Origin of the sequence: Actinomadura monticuli, assembly GCF_041463655.1 — a bacterium.
Taxonomy (GTDB): domain Bacteria; phylum Actinomycetota; class Actinomycetes; order Streptosporangiales; family Streptosporangiaceae; genus Spirillospora; species Spirillospora monticuli.
Map to the genome: position 1 here is coordinate 1 of NZ_JAXCEI010000013.1, position 14,592 is coordinate 14,592.

Genomic DNA, 14,592 nt, shown 5'->3' on the forward strand with positions numbered 1-14,592 from the left:
GACCGGCCACCGAACCGCGCAGGTTGTCTCACAACCCCACACGCTGCCCGTCCCGCAGATCCAGGACCAACCCGACGCACCGATCACCCCCAAAGATCCACATGTGCGGAAAACGGGGCTAGCAGGACGCCGTACGCCCGTCCAGTGACCGCTCGACCGCCTCGGCGAACTTCGCAGCGTCGACGTGCGCGTCGTTCTGCGGGTTGGCATCCTCATCCCTGAAGATCCGCTCGACGCAGCCCCGGAAAGTGGCGCTGAACGTGCTGTAGTGCGGCGTCACCGGCCGGGACTTGGCGCGCGGCAGGGCCCCCACGATGGCGCGCCCCAGCGTGGTGAGCTGCGCTTGGCTCGGGAGGAAGGACTCCTCGGCTTCGCTCTTGTCCTTGCCGAGGTCACATGGCGGCACGGAGACCGCGCTCGGGGACAGGTCGCCGGGCCGCAGACCCAGTGCGGAATACCTGGCGGGCGCGAAACCGCCACACGAGAAGAGTTTGCTCTGGCTGTTCTTCGCGCTGAGGAACTTCACCAGCTCCGCGGCGTCCTCGGGGTGCGGGGAGTATGCCGAGACGGCGAGGTTCTGGCCGCCGAGGACGCCGTCGCCGGGCAACGCCCGCACGTCGAACTCGAGCTCGTCGCCGTTCCGCATCCTGGGCTCGGTCGCGAGCGCGGAGAAGGCGTAGGGCCAGTTGCGCATCAGCGAGGTCCCGGACAGGAACGCCTTGATGCTGTCCTGTTCCTTGGCCTGCCGGGACCCCGCCAACCGCCCCTGTTCCTTCGCCAACCGGACGAGCGCCGGAAACACGCGCTCGCGGAGATCGGCCTCGCCCGGATGCCCGTCGCCGCTGAGCAGGCCCGCGCCGCCGTCGTTCCACACGGCCTCCAGCGCGTTCACCGTCAGCCCCTCGTAGTCCGCGAGCTGCATCGCGACCCCCTCATCGAGAAGGCCCGGCCAGGCGGTCGGCACATTCGCGCCCTTGCGGGCGTAGAGGAGCCCGACGTCCACATTGAACGGCACGGCGTACTGCTCGCCTTTCCAGGCTCCGGTCTTCAGGGCCGGGCCGAAGAAGTCGTCCCCGTCTCTGATGTCATCCAGCGGGCGCAGATAGCCGCTGCTCGCGAACTGCGCCGTCCAGGTGTTGTCCATGATGAGGACGTCGTAGTCGCAGCCGCCGGACTCCTCGACGGCCTTGATCTGGCTGTGCTGCAGGTCCGTGGAATCGGCCACTTCCACGAGTGTCGCGTGTCGGGGGGGCGGGTCGCCCGGCTTCCCCTCGTTCCATTCCTGTACGAGCTTGCGGCGCTGGAAGTTCAGGCTGACGTCGGTGCCGCCGACGATGACGAGGTTCTCGCGGTCGCAGTGCGGACGGGACGGGCCGGGCCGCAGGACGACCACGACCGCGACGACGAGGATCAGGCAGGCCCCGGCCGCCGCGGCCCCCCACGCCGGCGCGTCCGGCGGCAGGAACCGCCGCAGGCCGTCGCGGGCCATCAGTCCCCACCGCCCAGTCTCAGGTTCACCATGAGCTCGGCGGCCTGCCGCTCCTGGGCCTTGGGGTCCGTGCTGAGCGCCAGGCACTCGGCGCCGCCACCGCCTCTGAGGGCCGCCACGAGGTCCTTGACGGGTGACGCGCCGCAGCCCGCCGGGCCTGCCATCACCACGACCAGCCGCATGTCACGATGCTTCGCGCGGTACTCGCCCGACAGCGTCCCGGCCGACAGGTCCTTCCTGGTCGACCCGACCTGTCCATCGGTGACGAGGACCAGGTTCGTCCGTTCCGAGCCGATGCGGGCGTCTTCGAGCATCGTGCTCAGCGACCGGTCGGAACCCTTGGGCGTCGCGTCCTGCAGACGCCGCAGGATGTCGTTCTTGCTCTCTGGTGACACCGGCGGCGGGACGTCGGACTCGTCGCCCTTCGGCACCTGTTCGGAGGACGACACCCGCAGCGCGGCGTTGTCGCTGTCCTGGAGCTGCGTGACCAGGCTCTGCATGAACGACGCGCCCTGCGCGAGGCGGGTGCCGGCCCGTCCCCTGGCGGTACCGCCCATGGAACCCGACACGTCCAGCATCAGCGAGAGGGAGACCTTGGGGCGCGCCTTGCTGATCACTGCGAGCGCGCTCTGGACATCATCGGGGCTCTTCGGCGGCACCTTGTCGGGCAGCGTGGTGGTGAAGCGCCTGTCCGCTACGAGCCGTGACAGGCTGTAGGGCGCCGGGTCGTCGAGGTCCGTCGCCGGGTAGGTGCCTTCACCGTCGCGAAAACCCTGGGCGGTCAGCGGATTGCGCATCAGCCAGTCGTGGAACGCGCGCACCGCGTCGCTTCGTTCGCTCGTTCTCTGGCCCGGCCACGTCACCTGGACGAACGGGTGATCGAGTGTGGGGAGATCGGCCGAGTAGTGCGGGTACAGGCGCCACGCGGCGTGTTCGCGCGAAGTGAGGTCGAGGCCCTTGCACTGGTCGTCGCCGAGGGGCAGTCCGAAGTCGTAGTCGCTCAGCAGCTGCTCGGGCACGGCCACCGCGATGTCCTTGGGAGGCCGCAGGCCCTCCTCGGCCTGTTCCCGGAAGCGGCACAGCAGCGACACCGCGTCGGGGGCGAGCATGTCGGCGGGCTCGGCGAACCGCTCGTCCTCCCGGTTGTCCGTGTCCTGCGTCCTGGCATAGAGCGCGGGGGTCACCGCCAGCGCCACCGCGGACGTCTCCGGGACGGGACGGGCGATGCCGCGCAGCTTCAGCCCCGCTGAAGCGAAGCGGTTCAGCAGATCACCGATGTCCGTCGCCACCGGCAGCGCACGGAGATCGTTGACCACCGTATGGTCTTCGCCGAAGAGGGCCAGCGTCATCGGCGAGAGCCCCAGCGAAGGCGATTTCTTGACGAACGAGGGTGTTCCCGCGCCCCCGCCGACGCCTTTGACATAGTCGAATTCCTCCTCCGAGGACGGAATCCAGATGTCGGGCTGCGGACCGAACAGGCGATCATTGTCGGTGGGCGGGTCGCCGGCGGCCCCGTTGCGCGGCCATTGCTGCCTGAAGGCCGTGCGCAATCGCACGGGGCCCGGTTCACCCGCCACGCTGACGCTGTACTCGCTGCAGCCGTGGTCCCGGCTCTCGTTCTCGAACTCCGCGGCGGCGCTGCGCAGCGGCCTGATCGTCGCCGGGTTGGCGAGGACCCGCAACTCCAGGGGCTGCCCGCAGGGGCGCGTCCACTTCAGCAGCTGGCCGACGCCGACGACCGACGTCAAGATGAGCAACATCGCCGTGGCGCCGGCGGCGCCCCAGCCGAGGGCCGTCGCGGCGCCTGCCGGCACCCGCGGGAACAGCCTCTTCAGCACCGACTTCACCGGGTCGCGGGTGGCCAGCCATCCCAGCAGGACGAAGGCGGCCACCGTGACGATGGCCGTGACCAGCGTGCCCAGCCAGGGGACCGCGTAGACCTGCTTCATCAGGACCGTCACGATGACGCCGGAGCAGACGCCGATGATGACGCTCGGCGGAATCTCGCCGGGTGCGGGTCCGGGCCCGGGGGTGAGGCCAGGGGGGTCGCCGGGGCCGGCCGGGTCGTGGTCCCGCCCGCCGGACGCCGCGCCCGGTGGCCGGTCGCCGTCGCCGGATTCACTCATATGGGGCTTCGTGGTCACGCCGAACTCTCGACTTGCCGGATTCGGAATAGGGTTCTGATCATAATTCGCGGTACTGGGCGCGATACAGGAAAACGGTTGACCTTCATTGGTCGATCCTGTCGAGGCGGATTGTGGTCGACCGTTAATGACCTTTTTCATCTTCCGGGACGGCGGGCGCCCGGGCCGCCGCACGCCACGGAGCGCCGGCGGCGGCCCGCGTGAGTGTCTTGACGGGTCGCCAGCAAGACCGATCAGATGGGGGCGAGGTCGCCTGGCCGCCAGACCCGCACAGAGGAGCGCCGCATGAGTGTCGAGGGTGTCGGCTTCTACCAGATCGCACAGAACGACCCGGACCGCCCGGCCGTGCTCGCCCCGGGCGAACCGGTCACCTACGGCGAACTGCACGCCGAGGTGAACCGCTTCTCCCACGCGCTCGGCGACATCGGCCTGCGTCCCGGCGACGCGCTCGCCACCGTGCTCGGCAACCGGCGCGAGTTCCTGACCGTGATGCTGGCCGCGATGCAGTCGGGGCTCTACCTCGTCCCGGTGAGCCGCCACCTGACCACGCCCGAGATCGCCTACATCCTCGCCGACTCCGGCGCCAAGGCCGTCGTCACCGAGAGCGCGTTCGCCGGCGCGGTGTCGGCCGCGGCGGACGAGGCCGGCGTCCCCGCGGAGGGGCGCGTGAGCGCCGACCCGGCCGAGGGCTACCGCACGCTGGCCGAACTGTGCGCCGCCGGAAGCGCCGACCCGCCCGAGAAGCGGCAGATGGGGTCGGTCATGCTCTACACGTCCGGGACGACCGGGCGGCCGAAGGGCGTGCGGCGCCCGCTGCTGGACTTCCCGCCCGAGATCCTGTTCGAGGTCATGCGGCAGACGCTGATGCGGCACCTGAGCCTCGAACCCGGCGACGACGAGGTCCACCTCGTCGTCGGCCCGCTGTACCACTCGGCGCCGTGCGTCCACGCGCTGATGGCGCTCAGCCTCGGCCACGCCGTCGTGATCTCGCCCCATTTCCAGCCCGAGCAGACGCTCGACCTGATCCAGCGGCACCGCGTCACCAACTCGCTCATGGTGCCGACCATGTTCCACCGCATGCTCGCCCTGCCGGACGAGGTCAAGGCCGAGTACGACCTGTCGTCGCTGCGGCAGGTGTTCCACACCGCCGCGCCCATCCCGCTGGAGACCAAGCAGCGGACGATGGACTGGTGGGGCCCCGTCCTCTACGAGTACTACGGCTCCACCGAGAGCGGCCCCGTCGTGGTCGCCGCCCCCCACGAGTGGCTCGCCCACCCCGGGACGGTCGGACGCGCGGTCGAGGGCGTCCAGATCAAGATCCTCGACCCGGAGGGCGCCGAGCTGCCGGCGGGGGAGACCGGCCTGATCTACGCGACCGGGCAGCCCGGCTTCGAGTACCACGACGACCCGGACAAGACCGCCGCCTCGATGCGCGGCGACTACTACACGCCCGGCGACCTCGGCCACCTCGACGCGGACGGCTGGCTCTACATGAGCGACCGGCGCACCGACCTGATCATTTCCGGCGGCGTCAACATCTACCCGGCCGAGATCGAGTCGGTGCTGCTGCAGCACCCGGCCGTGGGGGACGCCGTCGCGATCGGCGTCCCGGACGAGGACTGGGGGCAGAGCGTCGTCGCCCTCGTCGAACCCGCCGAGGGCGCCGAGGCGGGCGACGAGCTGGCCGCCGAACTGCTCGCGCACTGCGAGCCCCGGCTGGCGAAACTGAAGCACCCCCGGCGGCTGGAGTTCCGCGAATCGCTGCCGCGCACCCCGTCCGGCAAACTCAGCCGGCGCCGCGTCCGCGAGGACTACCTGGGGGAACGGCCGGGCTGAGCCCTCCGGGGCGGGCGGGGCGCAACTCGTCCCCGGAAACGTCGAACGCCTCCGGGGGCAGGTGCGTACAACGGCACATGAAGGACCAGAAGGTCGCCCCGCTCGACGACGTCGCCCCGACCTCCGCCGCCACGACGAAGACCGACCTTCCCGTCATCACGGACCCGGCCGCCTACACCGAGGAGGAGGCCGCGCCCGGCGGCGACCCCGGTGGACGTGCGGCCGCGGATGACGACCGCGCCGGGATCGCACGCCTCGGTGACCCGGTCGCGGTCTGGCCGTGCGCCGGCTGCGGACGGCCCGTGCCGCAGCCGGTGCGCGGCGCCCGCACCGTCCGCTACTGCCAGGACGGCGACGGCGCGTGCGAGCGGGCCGCGCGGGAGAACCGCGAGCGGAGCCTGGAGTCCCCGGGTCTCACCGGCCAGGTCGCCTGGGCGTGGGAGATGGTGGACCGGCTGGAGGGCGCCGCCGACCGGCTCGCCGGATCGCTGATGTCCGAGCTGAGCGTCGCCGGCGTCGAGCGGCGGGTCGCCGACGCGCGCGCCGAGGCCGCCGGGCACGTCGCCATCGCGCAGCGCGAGCGCGACGCGTCCCAGCGGCAGGCGGAGCTGGCGTGGCGGGAGACCGCCACCGCGCGCGCCCGCGCCGAGGCCGCCGAGCAGGAGGCCGCGTCCGCCCAGGCCGAGGTCAAGCGGCTGACCGGCGAGCGGGACGCCGCCCGGCGGGAGTCCCGGGAGGCCAGGGCCGAGGCCGAGGGCGCCAGCGCCGCCCGCGTCGCCGCCGAACGCGAACGCGACCGCGTGGCGTCCCGCGAGGGCGAGCTGCTCGCCTCGCTGGAGAGCGCCCGGTCCGAGCTCGTCGCCCTGCACGGTCGGGTGTCGGAGGCCGAGACGCTGGTGGAGGGGCAGCGCGTCGAGGCCGACGCCGCCAAGCGCACCGCCGACGACCTGCGCTCCGCCGTCCGCGACGCCGAGGCCAAGCGCGGGCAGGCCGTCGCCGACCGCGACCAGATCCAGGCGCGGGCCCGCGAGCTGGAGCAGCACAACTGGCAGCTGTCGCGCACGGCCGAGGAGCTGCGCGCGGCGGTGCAGGCGCTGACCGCCGAACGCGACGCCGCGCGCGCCGAGGCCGACCGGGCGCGCCGCCGCGTCGACGCGCTCACCGCGCTCACCGACCGCCACGACACCGGCCCCCGCCCGGCGGTCGACCGGGAGGCGCCGACCGGGCTGCACGCGCTCCCGCCGATGAACGCCCCGGGGGGCGGGGGGTCGCTGCTGGACGGCGGCGACCCGCTCACCACCGACCCCCGCGTCGGCCCGCTGAACCGCGGCGGGCCGCAGAACCACCACGGACCGCATCACCACACCGGACCGCAGAACCGCGATGGACCGCAGAACCGCAGTGGACCGCAGCACCGCAATGGACATCGCCTTCCCCACGCCGGCTGACCGTCATGCCGGTGAGCGACACACCCAGGAGGAGGTGAGGCCCTTCCCCACACTGCACTGGCCCTGAACCGGCCGCCGTACCGCACCGGGGTGGTACGGCGGCCGGTACTAATCCCGGGTCCGGAGGTAGCGGGTGTAGTCGACGGCCCCCGCGTGGACGGCGGCGTGGACGGCACGGGCGATCCGCGCACCCCACGTCGAGCGGGGCCCCGCGAAGACCTCCGGTTCGCCGCCGGCCGCGGCGGCCACGCAGATCGCGTCGGACGCGGTGCCCGTGCACGGGTAGCCCGCCTCAAGGAGCGCCTGCGTCTTCGCCTCCGTCGCGGTGACGACCGCGTTCACCAGCGCCGCGTCGGTCAGCGGGACGGGCACGGCGACGACGATGTTGACGGTGCCGGGCGTCCGGGAGGTCGTGGACGCCCCGTCCAGGGGGGCCAGCTCCGGATCGGGAGCGCCGGCGGGGGCGGCGGCCCAGGTCGGGACCCGCAGCCCGACCGTCGCCGACACGTGCACGCCCCCATCGTCCCGCCGCACCGTCCGCGAGACGGAGGCGGCCGTGAGCATGCCGACGCCCGGCCCCTCCAGCCCGTACGACGCGGCCAGCTCGGTCAGGTGGACGACCGGGTCGGTGCGCGCGTAGGCGCCCGCGACCTGCGCGTTCAGCACCCAGCGGGCCGGGCCGATCCCGCCGCCCAGCATCGCGGACGAGATCATCCGATGCCCGTCCCCGGCCCGCCACACCGTCGCCGCGAGGCGCGTGCCGTCCTCCTCGCGCCACACCGTCTCGATGTTCACGGCCGCTCCAGTGACAGGACGGGCCGGCCGCCCGGGCCGGTCGCGACGTGCACGCGCGCGTCGAAGTGCCGCTCGACGGTGCCCCGCGTGAGGACCCGCGCGGGCGTCCCCGCCGCGGCGACCCGCCCCCCGGCGATGAGGACCAGGGCGTCGGCGTACTGGCCGGCGAGGGTCAGGTCGTGGATCGTGGTCACGACGGTCAGCCCGTCGGACAGCCGCAGCTGGTCGACCAGCTCCATGACCTGCTGCTGGTGGCCGATGTCGAGCGCGGTCGTCGGCTCGTCCAGCAGGAGGACGGACGTCTGCTGCGCCAGCGCGCGCGCCAGCACCACCCGCTGCCGCTCGCCGCCGGAGAGCTCGTCCAGGGGACGGGACGCGAACGACGCCAGGTCGAGGCGGTCGAGGACCTCCGCGGTGATGGCGCGGTCGCGGGCGCTCTCCCGGCCGAGATGCGGGATGTAGGGGGAGCGCCCGAGCAGCGTGTAGTCGAACACGGTCATCCCGACGGGCAGGTTCGGGCTCTGCGCGGCGTAGGCGACCATCCTGGCCCGCTGCCGCGGCTTGAGGCTCTGGACGTCCCGGCCGGCCACGCTGATCTCGCCGTGCGACGCCACCAGCCCCAGGACCGCGCGCAGCAGCGTCGACTTCCCGGCGCCGTTCGGGCCGATGACCGCCGTCCAGGACCCGGCGGGGACGTCCAGCGACACGCCCTGCAGCACCGGCCGGCCGCCGAGCGAGACGTCCAGGTCCCGGACCCTGACGGTCACGTCTCCACCCGCCTGCGGGACGCGCGCAGGACCGCCACGAAGAACGGGCCGCCGACGAACGCCGTGACCACGCCGAGCGGCAGCTCCCCGGGGCTGATCGCCGTCCGCGCCACCAGGTCCACGACCTCCAGGAACGCCGCCCCGCCGAGCAGCGACAGCGGCAGGACCACCCGGTAGGAGCCGCCCGCCAGCCGCCGCACCACATGCGGCACGACGATGCCGACGAACCCGATCAGCCCGCTCACCGCCACCGCCGACGCCGTCGCCAGCGACGCCGCGACCAGCACGGTCAGCCGCACCCGCGCCGCCGACAGCCCGAGGCTCGCCGCCTCCTCGTCCCCGACGCTCAGCACGTCCAGGAGCCGGCCGTGCGTCAGCAGGACGACCGTGGAGACGAGCGCGTACGGGGCGACCAGCGCCAGCTGGTGCCAGTCCGCCGTGCCGACCCCGCCGAGGATCCAGGAGAAGATGCGCTGCAGCTCCTCGGCGTTCATCTGCTGGACGAACGTCTGCACCGCCGCGAGGAACAGCGACACCGCGACGCCCGCGAGCACCAGCGTCGCCGCCTCGTTCCCGCCCGCCGTCCGGCCGAGCGCGTAGGCCAGCACGACCCCGCAGATGGCGCCGGCGAACGCGGCGAGGGGGACGCCGTAGCCGGGGTCGCCGGGCACCAGCACGATCACCAGCGTCGCGCCGACCCCCGCCCCCGACGCCGCGCCGAGCAGGTACGGGTCGGCGAGCGGGTTGCGGAACACGCCCTGGTAGCCGGCGCCGGCCATGGCGAGCATCCCGCCGACCAGCGCGGCCATCAGGGCGCGCGGCACCCGCAGCTCGAACAGCACGTTCTCGTCGATCACCCCGAAGCCGGAGTCGACGTCGACGAACGGGATCCGGTTGGCGAGCGCCTTCAGGACCCCGCCGACGGGCAGCCCGGCGGCGCCCACCAGCACGCCGGCCAGCAGGGTCGCCGCGAGCAGCGCGACCGCCACCGCGAGTTGCAGCGGTCGCAGCCTGGCCTGGGACGACCCCGCCCGGCCTCCTGCCGCGGCGCCGCGGGGGCCGTGCTTTCCGATCACGGGCGGGCGTCCGCGGACGGCGCGCTCACTGCACCTTCTGGACGGCGTCGCCGATCGCCTTGACGAGCTCGGGCAGGCGCGGCCCCCAGCGGGAGGCGATGTCGTCGTCCAGCTCGATCACGTTCCCGCTCTTCACCGCGTCCAGGTCGGACCAGCCGGGGCGCTTCGGCAGGGCGGCGGCGTTCTGGCCGCAGCACTTGACGTCGGCCAGGAAGATCAGGTCGGGGTCCTGCTTGAGCAGGTACTCGCGGGACAGCTGCGGGTAGCCGCCGGCCGCGTTCTCGGCCTTGTCGGCCACGTTCCGCAGGCCGAACATCCCGTACACCTGGCCCAGGAACGTGGTCGACGTCACCGAGTGCAGCTGGTTGTCGAGCTCGTGGTAGTAGGTGAGGCCCGCGTCCCGGGCCTTGGCGGACGACGCGGCGACCGTCTTCTCGATCTCCGCCTTCATGCCGTCGGTGAGCTGCTTGGCCTCGGCGGCGTGGCCGGTGGCCAGGCCGAGGTCGTTGATCTCGTCGTAGGCGTCGTCCAGCTTCGTCGCCGCGGGCTCCAGCAGGACGGGGACCTTCACCTTCTCCAGCGCCTTGACGACGCCGTTCAGGTCGTCGGACACGATGACGAGGTCCGGCTTGTAAGCGATGATCGCCTCGGCGTTCGGCTTGAAGCCGGACAGCTTCGTGCGCGGCGCCTCGGCCGGGTAGTTCGAGTAGTCGCTGACCGCCACCACCTGCTTGCCGGCGCCGATGGCGAACAGCGTCTCGGTGTGGGCGGGGGAGAGGGAGATGATGCGCTTCGGCCTTGCGGGAACGGTCACCGCGCCGTTCGCCGCCTGCACGACGACGGTCTTCGCGCCGCCGCTCGTGCCGTCCTCCGCGTTCTCGCCACCGCCGCCGCATGCGGCCGTGACCATGGCGATACCGATCGCCAGCACCGCGCCGAAGGTACGTACGGGTCTCACTGGAGCCTCCAGGATGCCGGGAAGCCACGGCCCGCCCATGACGGATCGCCCTTCCACGAGGTCGAGAATCGTCGGCGCGCGAAGGAGGCGACCTGGCTCGGCCACTTCGAGAGGGGCACCACAGTTGCGGGACAGCGCCGGGTTCACACCGGACTTCGCTCCTGGGCGCGCAGCACCGCAACGGTATCAGCCGGGGAATCCGGATCTGCCCGCTATGTCGGAGTGACTCCTCACTCCGACCTTGACGGTGTGAGTCCTCACTCCGTACCGTGGACGGCATGGAGCGCAAGAGCCGGCGCCGGGCGCCGGGAATGAGCCCCGCGGAACGCCGCGAGATGATCGTCCGGACGGCGCTGCCGCTGGTCGCCGAGCACGGGACGACGGTGACGACCGGCCAGATCGCCCGCGCCGCCGGCATCGGCGAGGCGACGATCTTCCGCGTGTTCGCCGACAAGGACGAGCTGCTGGACGCGTGCGTCACCGAGGCGCTGCGCAACGACCACGTCGTGGCGGAGATCGCCGGGATCCCGCTCGACCAGCCGCTGACCGGCCGGCTCGCCGAGGCGAGCGCCGCGATCGAGGCCTACCTCGTCCGCATGGGCATGGTCCTCGGCGCCCTGCACGCCACCGGCGGCCGCCCCGGCGCTCCCCGGGGCCCCAGGGGCGGTCCCGAGCGCGGGCATGACGCGGGCGGGCCTGACCGCGACGCCGCCATGAACCGCACGCGGGACGCCATCGCCGAGCTGTTCGAACCCGAAGCCGACCGGCTCCGCCTGCCCGCCGAGCAGATCGCGAGCCTGTTCCTGGGCCTGACCTTCACCCGCGCCCGCCCGCCCGCCGGGCCCGCTGAGCACGCCGCGTCCAGCCCGTCCATGGAGGAGTACCTGGACGTCTTCCTGCACGGAGCCCTCAAGGAAGGAACCCGCGAATGACGATCAGCCTGAACCACACGATCGTGACCGCCGCCGACAACGACGAGGCAGCCCGCTTCTTCGCCGCCGTCATGGGCCTGGCGTACACGGGCCCGCATCCGCGCGCGCGGCACTTCGTTCCGATCCGCGTGAGCGACGGCCTCACCCTCGACTACCTGACGGTGGCGCATCCGCAGGGCCACCACCTGGCCTTCGACGTGGACGCCGCCACGTTCGACGCGGTCGTCGACCGCCTCGACGCACGCGAGATCCCATACGGCGACGAGCCCGCGCACGCCGACAACGGGCGGGTGGACGAGTCGCACCCGCTCGGCGGCCGGGGCCTCTACTTCTCCGACTCCAGCGGCAACCTCTACGAGCTCATCGCGCCGTCGCGACCTTGAGGAACTCGCGGGTGCGGCGCCGGTCGTCGCCCGGCATGAACTCGGCGGCGACGAAGTCGGTCACGCCCGCCTCCGCCAGCTCGTCCAGCTTGGCCTGGACCGTGTCCTCGTCGCCGACGACGGCCAGGTCGGCGGGGCCCTCGACGCCCTCCCGGTCCATCATCGCCCGGTAGGACGGGAGGAAGCCGTACATCTCGAAGGTCTGGGCGGCCTGCTCCCGCGCGCGCTCTGGGTCACTCGTGACGCAGGTGGGCAGGGCGCACACCACGCGCGGTTCGCCGCGCCCGGCCGCCTTCGCCGCCGCGGTGATGGTGGGGGCGATGTGGTCCCGGACGGTCACGGGACCGGTCATCCACAGGACCGTGCCGTCCGCCCGCTCCGCCGCCAGCTTCAGCATCTTCGGGCCGAGCGCCGCCAGCAGCAGGGGCACGCGGCCCTCGTTCGGGACGCTCAGCCCGACGTTGCCCTGCAGCGTCTCGCCCTTGAAGGACGCGTTCTCCCCGTTCAGGAGGGGAAGCAGCACCGACAGGTACTCGTCCATGTGCCGGACGGGCCGGCCGTAGTCGTACCCGTACATGTCCTCGATGACGATCTTGTGGGAGAGGCCGATGCCGAGCGTCAGGCGTCCCTCCAGGGCAAGCGCGACCGTCCGCGCCTGCTGCGCCAGGACGGCCGGATGGCGCGGGTACGTCGGCACGACCGCGGTGCCCAGCTCGATCCCGGGGACGCCCCGTCCCGCCACGGCGAGCGCGGTCAGCGCGTCCACGCCGAAGATCTGCGAGATCCAGGCCGAGGGGAACCCGTCGTCGGCCGCGCGCCGCACATCGTCCGCCAGCCTGCCGAGGGCGTCCGCCCCGTCCCGCTCGTTCAGCAGCACACCAACCCGCACAACGACCTCCCTGGAACCGTGTAATTCGATCTTTACACATGCGCCGCCCGTTCCCCAGGGCCATGCGCCGGCGAGGTCACCGTCGCGCCGGCGTGCGCCCTCGGCTCACGCACCGTCCGGGTCGCCGGAGCGGGGCGCGTACGTGCGCGCCAGCTCGCGGTCGTTCGCCGCCCACCTGCGGTGCCGCGAGGCCGCCTGCAGATGCAGCTCGGCCTCCTCCGGATGGGCGGCGGCCATCGCCTCCAGCAGCGCCGCGGCCCGCTCGTGGGCGCGCGCCGAGGACACCATCGCCTGGCTCGCGTACTCGTCGGTCTCGCGCTCGCGGGCCGTCCCGGGGCGGGCCGGGACGCCCGGCGACCCGGCCGCGCGGCCCGCGGCCTCCCGGCCGCCCCCGCGCGCCTTCACCCGGTGCGGGCGGTCTTCGCTGTCCACACTCGCCAGCCTGGTTCCACGTCCACTACCTACCCAGCAAGCGCCCGTTCAGGCCCCGCCGGGGCCGCGCACCGCACGCGGCGCGCGATGACCGATCATGGAGGACGTGACGACTCCGGAACCGCTCACCCTCTTCACCACCGACGGCGTGCGGATCGACGCGGGCCACCTGCGGGGCGACGGCGGCGTGTGCTTCGTCCTCGCCCACGGGTTCACCTGCTCGTGGCGGCAGCCGGCGCTGCGCCGGATCGCCGGGACCCTCCACCCGCACGGCGGCGTCATCGGCCTCGACTTCCGCGGCCACGGACGGTCGGGCGGGCACTCCACGGTCGGCGACCGGGAGGTGCTGGACGTCGAGGCCGCCGTCGCGGCGGCGCGCCGCAGGGGATACCGGCGCGTCGTCGTCACGGGGTTCTCGATGGGCGGCGCCGTCGTCGTCCGGTACGCGGCCCTGCACGGCGGGGTGGACGCGGTGGTGTCGGTCAGCGCGCCCGCCCGCTGGTACTACCGGGGGACGGTCCCGATGCGGCGCGCGCACTGGGTGGTCGAACGGCGCCTCGGCCGGCTGGCCGTCCGGATGGCGCGCGGCACCCGCATCGCACCCGACGGATGGGACCCGGTCCCGGAGGCGCCCCACGAGGTCGCCGGGCGCATCGCCCCGGTGCCGCTCCTGGTCGTCCACGGCGACGCGGACGCGTTCTTCCCCGTCGACCACGGCCATCAGCTCTACGACGCGGCGTCCGAACCGAGGGAACTCTGGATCGAGCCGGCGTTCGGCCACGCCGAAGTGGCCGCCACCCCGGACCTCGTCCATCGCATAGGGAAGTGGGCGACCGGCGCGGTCTCACCCTGGCGCCCGCCGCCTGGCACAAAAGATCGGCCGCACCGAACCACTCACTCCTGACGTCCACATGCCACGTGTGCCGGACCGTTCGGTGGCGGGCTCCGGTCTCGACGTTCGCCCCCTGCTATCGGTGGATGCCGGGCGGTGGCGTCCTAATTAGTCGCGGTCGAGGAGGTTCACCAGGCGCTTCGGAGCGATGAGGCGGTAGCTGTCCTCGATGAGTTCCGACATCTCGTCCCAGTCGTGCTCGACGTCCAGGCGGGCGCCCACCCAGCCTTTGCTGCCCACGTACTTCGGGACGAAGAAGCCCTCGGGGTTCTCCGCTACGAGGGCCTCCTGCACGCCGGGACCGGCCTTGAAGGTCATCGAGAGGCCGTCCTCGCTGGTCATCACGAACAACTTGTCGCGAACACGGAAGGAGGGCGCGGTGTGTCCGCCGAACGGTTTCTCCGTCGCTTCCGGCAATGACAGGCAGATCTCCCGGATCCTCATCGCCGCGTCCACATCGCTCACCTGTACGCCCCTCCTGGTAACGAGCCTGCCCGGCATCGTAAGCGGGCCGTCCGACATCGGGCACGCGCCACGGCCGGTACCGACCG

14 protein-coding genes are annotated in these 14,592 nt (G+C 72.8%); 5 read left to right on the top strand and 9 right to left on the bottom strand.

The window, feature by feature from the left end:
* Positions 1-118 precede the first annotated feature (118 nt).
* Positions 119-1,489: an extracellular solute-binding protein gene (locus SM611_RS26480; protein WP_371952731.1), complete on the bottom strand. Its 1,371-nt coding sequence runs from the start codon at positions 1,487-1,489 to the stop codon at positions 119-121.
* Positions 1,489-3,615, bottom strand: coding sequence for a vWA domain-containing protein (locus tag SM611_RS26485; protein ID WP_371952733.1), 2,127 nt, complete (start codon positions 3,613-3,615; stop codon positions 1,489-1,491). Before SM611_RS26485 ends, SM611_RS26480 begins: the two co-directional genes overlap by 1 nt.
* 303 nt (positions 3,616-3,918) lie before the next feature.
* Between SM611_RS26485 and SM611_RS26490 the strand changes: the two genes are divergently transcribed.
* Together SM611_RS26490 and SM611_RS26495 are read left to right on the top strand one after the other, a co-directional pair.
* Positions 3,919-5,469, top strand: a complete 1,551-nt coding sequence (locus SM611_RS26490) for an AMP-binding protein (RefSeq protein ID WP_371952735.1) — start codon at positions 3,919-3,921, stop codon at positions 5,467-5,469.
* 77 nt (positions 5,470-5,546) lie between these two features.
* Positions 5,547-6,917 carry a chromosome segregation ATPase gene (locus tag SM611_RS26495; RefSeq protein ID WP_371952737.1) on the top strand — a complete coding sequence of 457 codons (1,371 nt, stop codon included), beginning with the start codon at positions 5,547-5,549 and terminating at the stop codon, positions 6,915-6,917.
* A gap of 108 nt (positions 6,918-7,025) precedes the next feature.
* Here the strand turns inward: SM611_RS26495 and SM611_RS26500 are convergent, their stop codons facing one another.
* The 4 genes from SM611_RS26500 to SM611_RS26515 all read right to left on the bottom strand — a co-directional run bounded on the left by SM611_RS26500 (position 7,026) and on the right by SM611_RS26515 (position 10,513).
* The gene (locus SM611_RS26500; protein ID WP_371953081.1) at positions 7,026-7,706 is read right to left on the bottom strand and encodes an adenosylcobinamide amidohydrolase; all 681 of its coding nucleotides are present in this window, start codon (positions 7,704-7,706) and stop codon (positions 7,026-7,028) included.
* Positions 7,707-7,708: 2 nt separating this feature from the next.
* Positions 7,709-8,479, bottom strand: a complete 771-nt coding sequence (locus SM611_RS26505; RefSeq protein WP_371952739.1) for an ABC transporter ATP-binding protein — start codon at positions 8,477-8,479, stop codon at positions 7,709-7,711.
* On the bottom strand, positions 8,476-9,489 hold the full coding sequence (locus SM611_RS26510; protein WP_371953082.1) for a FecCD family ABC transporter permease: 1,014 nt from the start codon (positions 9,487-9,489) through the stop codon (positions 8,476-8,478). The genes SM611_RS26505 and SM611_RS26510 overlap by 4 nt, the downstream gene beginning before the upstream one ends.
* Before the next feature lie 91 nt (positions 9,490-9,580).
* Entirely contained in the window at positions 9,581-10,513 is a 933-nt protein-coding gene (locus tag SM611_RS26515; protein ID WP_371952741.1) for an ABC transporter substrate-binding protein, read from the bottom strand.
* A gap of 278 nt (positions 10,514-10,791) precedes the next feature.
* On the opposite strand from SM611_RS26515, the gene SM611_RS26520 reads away from it, so the two are divergent.
* Together SM611_RS26520 and SM611_RS26525 are read left to right on the top strand one after the other, a co-directional pair.
* Positions 10,792-11,445 (top strand): TetR/AcrR family transcriptional regulator, encoded by a 654-nt coding sequence (locus SM611_RS26520; protein ID WP_371952743.1) that lies wholly within the window; start codon positions 10,792-10,794, stop codon positions 11,443-11,445.
* The gene (locus SM611_RS26525; RefSeq protein WP_371952745.1) at positions 11,442-11,828 is read left to right on the top strand and encodes a VOC family protein; all 387 of its coding nucleotides are present in this window, start codon (positions 11,442-11,444) and stop codon (positions 11,826-11,828) included. Before SM611_RS26520 ends, SM611_RS26525 begins: the two co-directional genes overlap by 4 nt.
* On the opposite strand, the gene SM611_RS26530 is transcribed toward SM611_RS26525, so the two are convergent.
* On the bottom strand, positions 11,806-12,717 hold the full coding sequence (locus SM611_RS26530) for an LLM class F420-dependent oxidoreductase (RefSeq protein WP_371952747.1): 912 nt from the start codon (positions 12,715-12,717) through the stop codon (positions 11,806-11,808). The genes SM611_RS26525 and SM611_RS26530 overlap by 23 nt on opposite strands.
* 105 nt (positions 12,718-12,822) lie before the next feature.
* Positions 12,823-13,149, bottom strand: coding sequence for a hypothetical protein (locus SM611_RS26535; protein WP_371952748.1), 327 nt, complete (start codon positions 13,147-13,149; stop codon positions 12,823-12,825).
* A 97-nt stretch (positions 13,150-13,246) separates the two neighbouring features.
* Here SM611_RS26535 and SM611_RS26540 point away from each other — a divergent pair, with 97 nt between their 5' ends.
* Positions 13,247-14,053 (top strand): alpha/beta hydrolase, encoded by an 807-nt coding sequence (locus SM611_RS26540; RefSeq protein ID WP_371952750.1) that lies wholly within the window; start codon positions 13,247-13,249, stop codon positions 14,051-14,053.
* 96 nt (positions 14,054-14,149) lie between these two features.
* Here SM611_RS26540 and SM611_RS26545 read toward each other — a convergent pair whose 3' ends face one another.
* Complete coding sequence (locus SM611_RS26545) at positions 14,150-14,563, bottom strand: MmcQ/YjbR family DNA-binding protein (protein WP_371953084.1); 414 nt, start codon at positions 14,561-14,563, stop codon at positions 14,150-14,152.
* Between the last annotated feature and the right edge of the window lie 29 nt (positions 14,564-14,592).

Coding starts and splice junctions, on each gene's coding strand:
- SM611_RS26480 (WP_371952731.1), bottom strand. CDS start 1,489: ATGGCCCGCGACGGCCTGCGGCGGTTCCTGCCGCCGGACGCGCCGGCG.
- SM611_RS26485 (WP_371952733.1), bottom strand. CDS start 3,615: ATGAGTGAATCCGGCGACGGCGACCGGCCACCGGGCGCGGCGTCCGGC.
- SM611_RS26490 (WP_371952735.1), top strand. CDS start 3,919: ATGAGTGTCGAGGGTGTCGGCTTCTACCAGATCGCACAGAACGACCCG.
- SM611_RS26495 (WP_371952737.1), top strand. CDS start 5,547: ATGAAGGACCAGAAGGTCGCCCCGCTCGACGACGTCGCCCCGACCTCC.
- SM611_RS26520 (WP_371952743.1), top strand. CDS start 10,792: ATGGAGCGCAAGAGCCGGCGCCGGGCGCCGGGAATGAGCCCCGCGGAA.
- SM611_RS26525 (WP_371952745.1), top strand. CDS start 11,442: ATGACGATCAGCCTGAACCACACGATCGTGACCGCCGCCGACAACGAC.
- SM611_RS26540 (WP_371952750.1), top strand. CDS start 13,247: ATGGAGGACGTGACGACTCCGGAACCGCTCACCCTCTTCACCACCGAC.
- SM611_RS26545 (WP_371953084.1), bottom strand. CDS start 14,563: ATGTCGGACGGCCCGCTTACGATGCCGGGCAGGCTCGTTACCAGGAGG.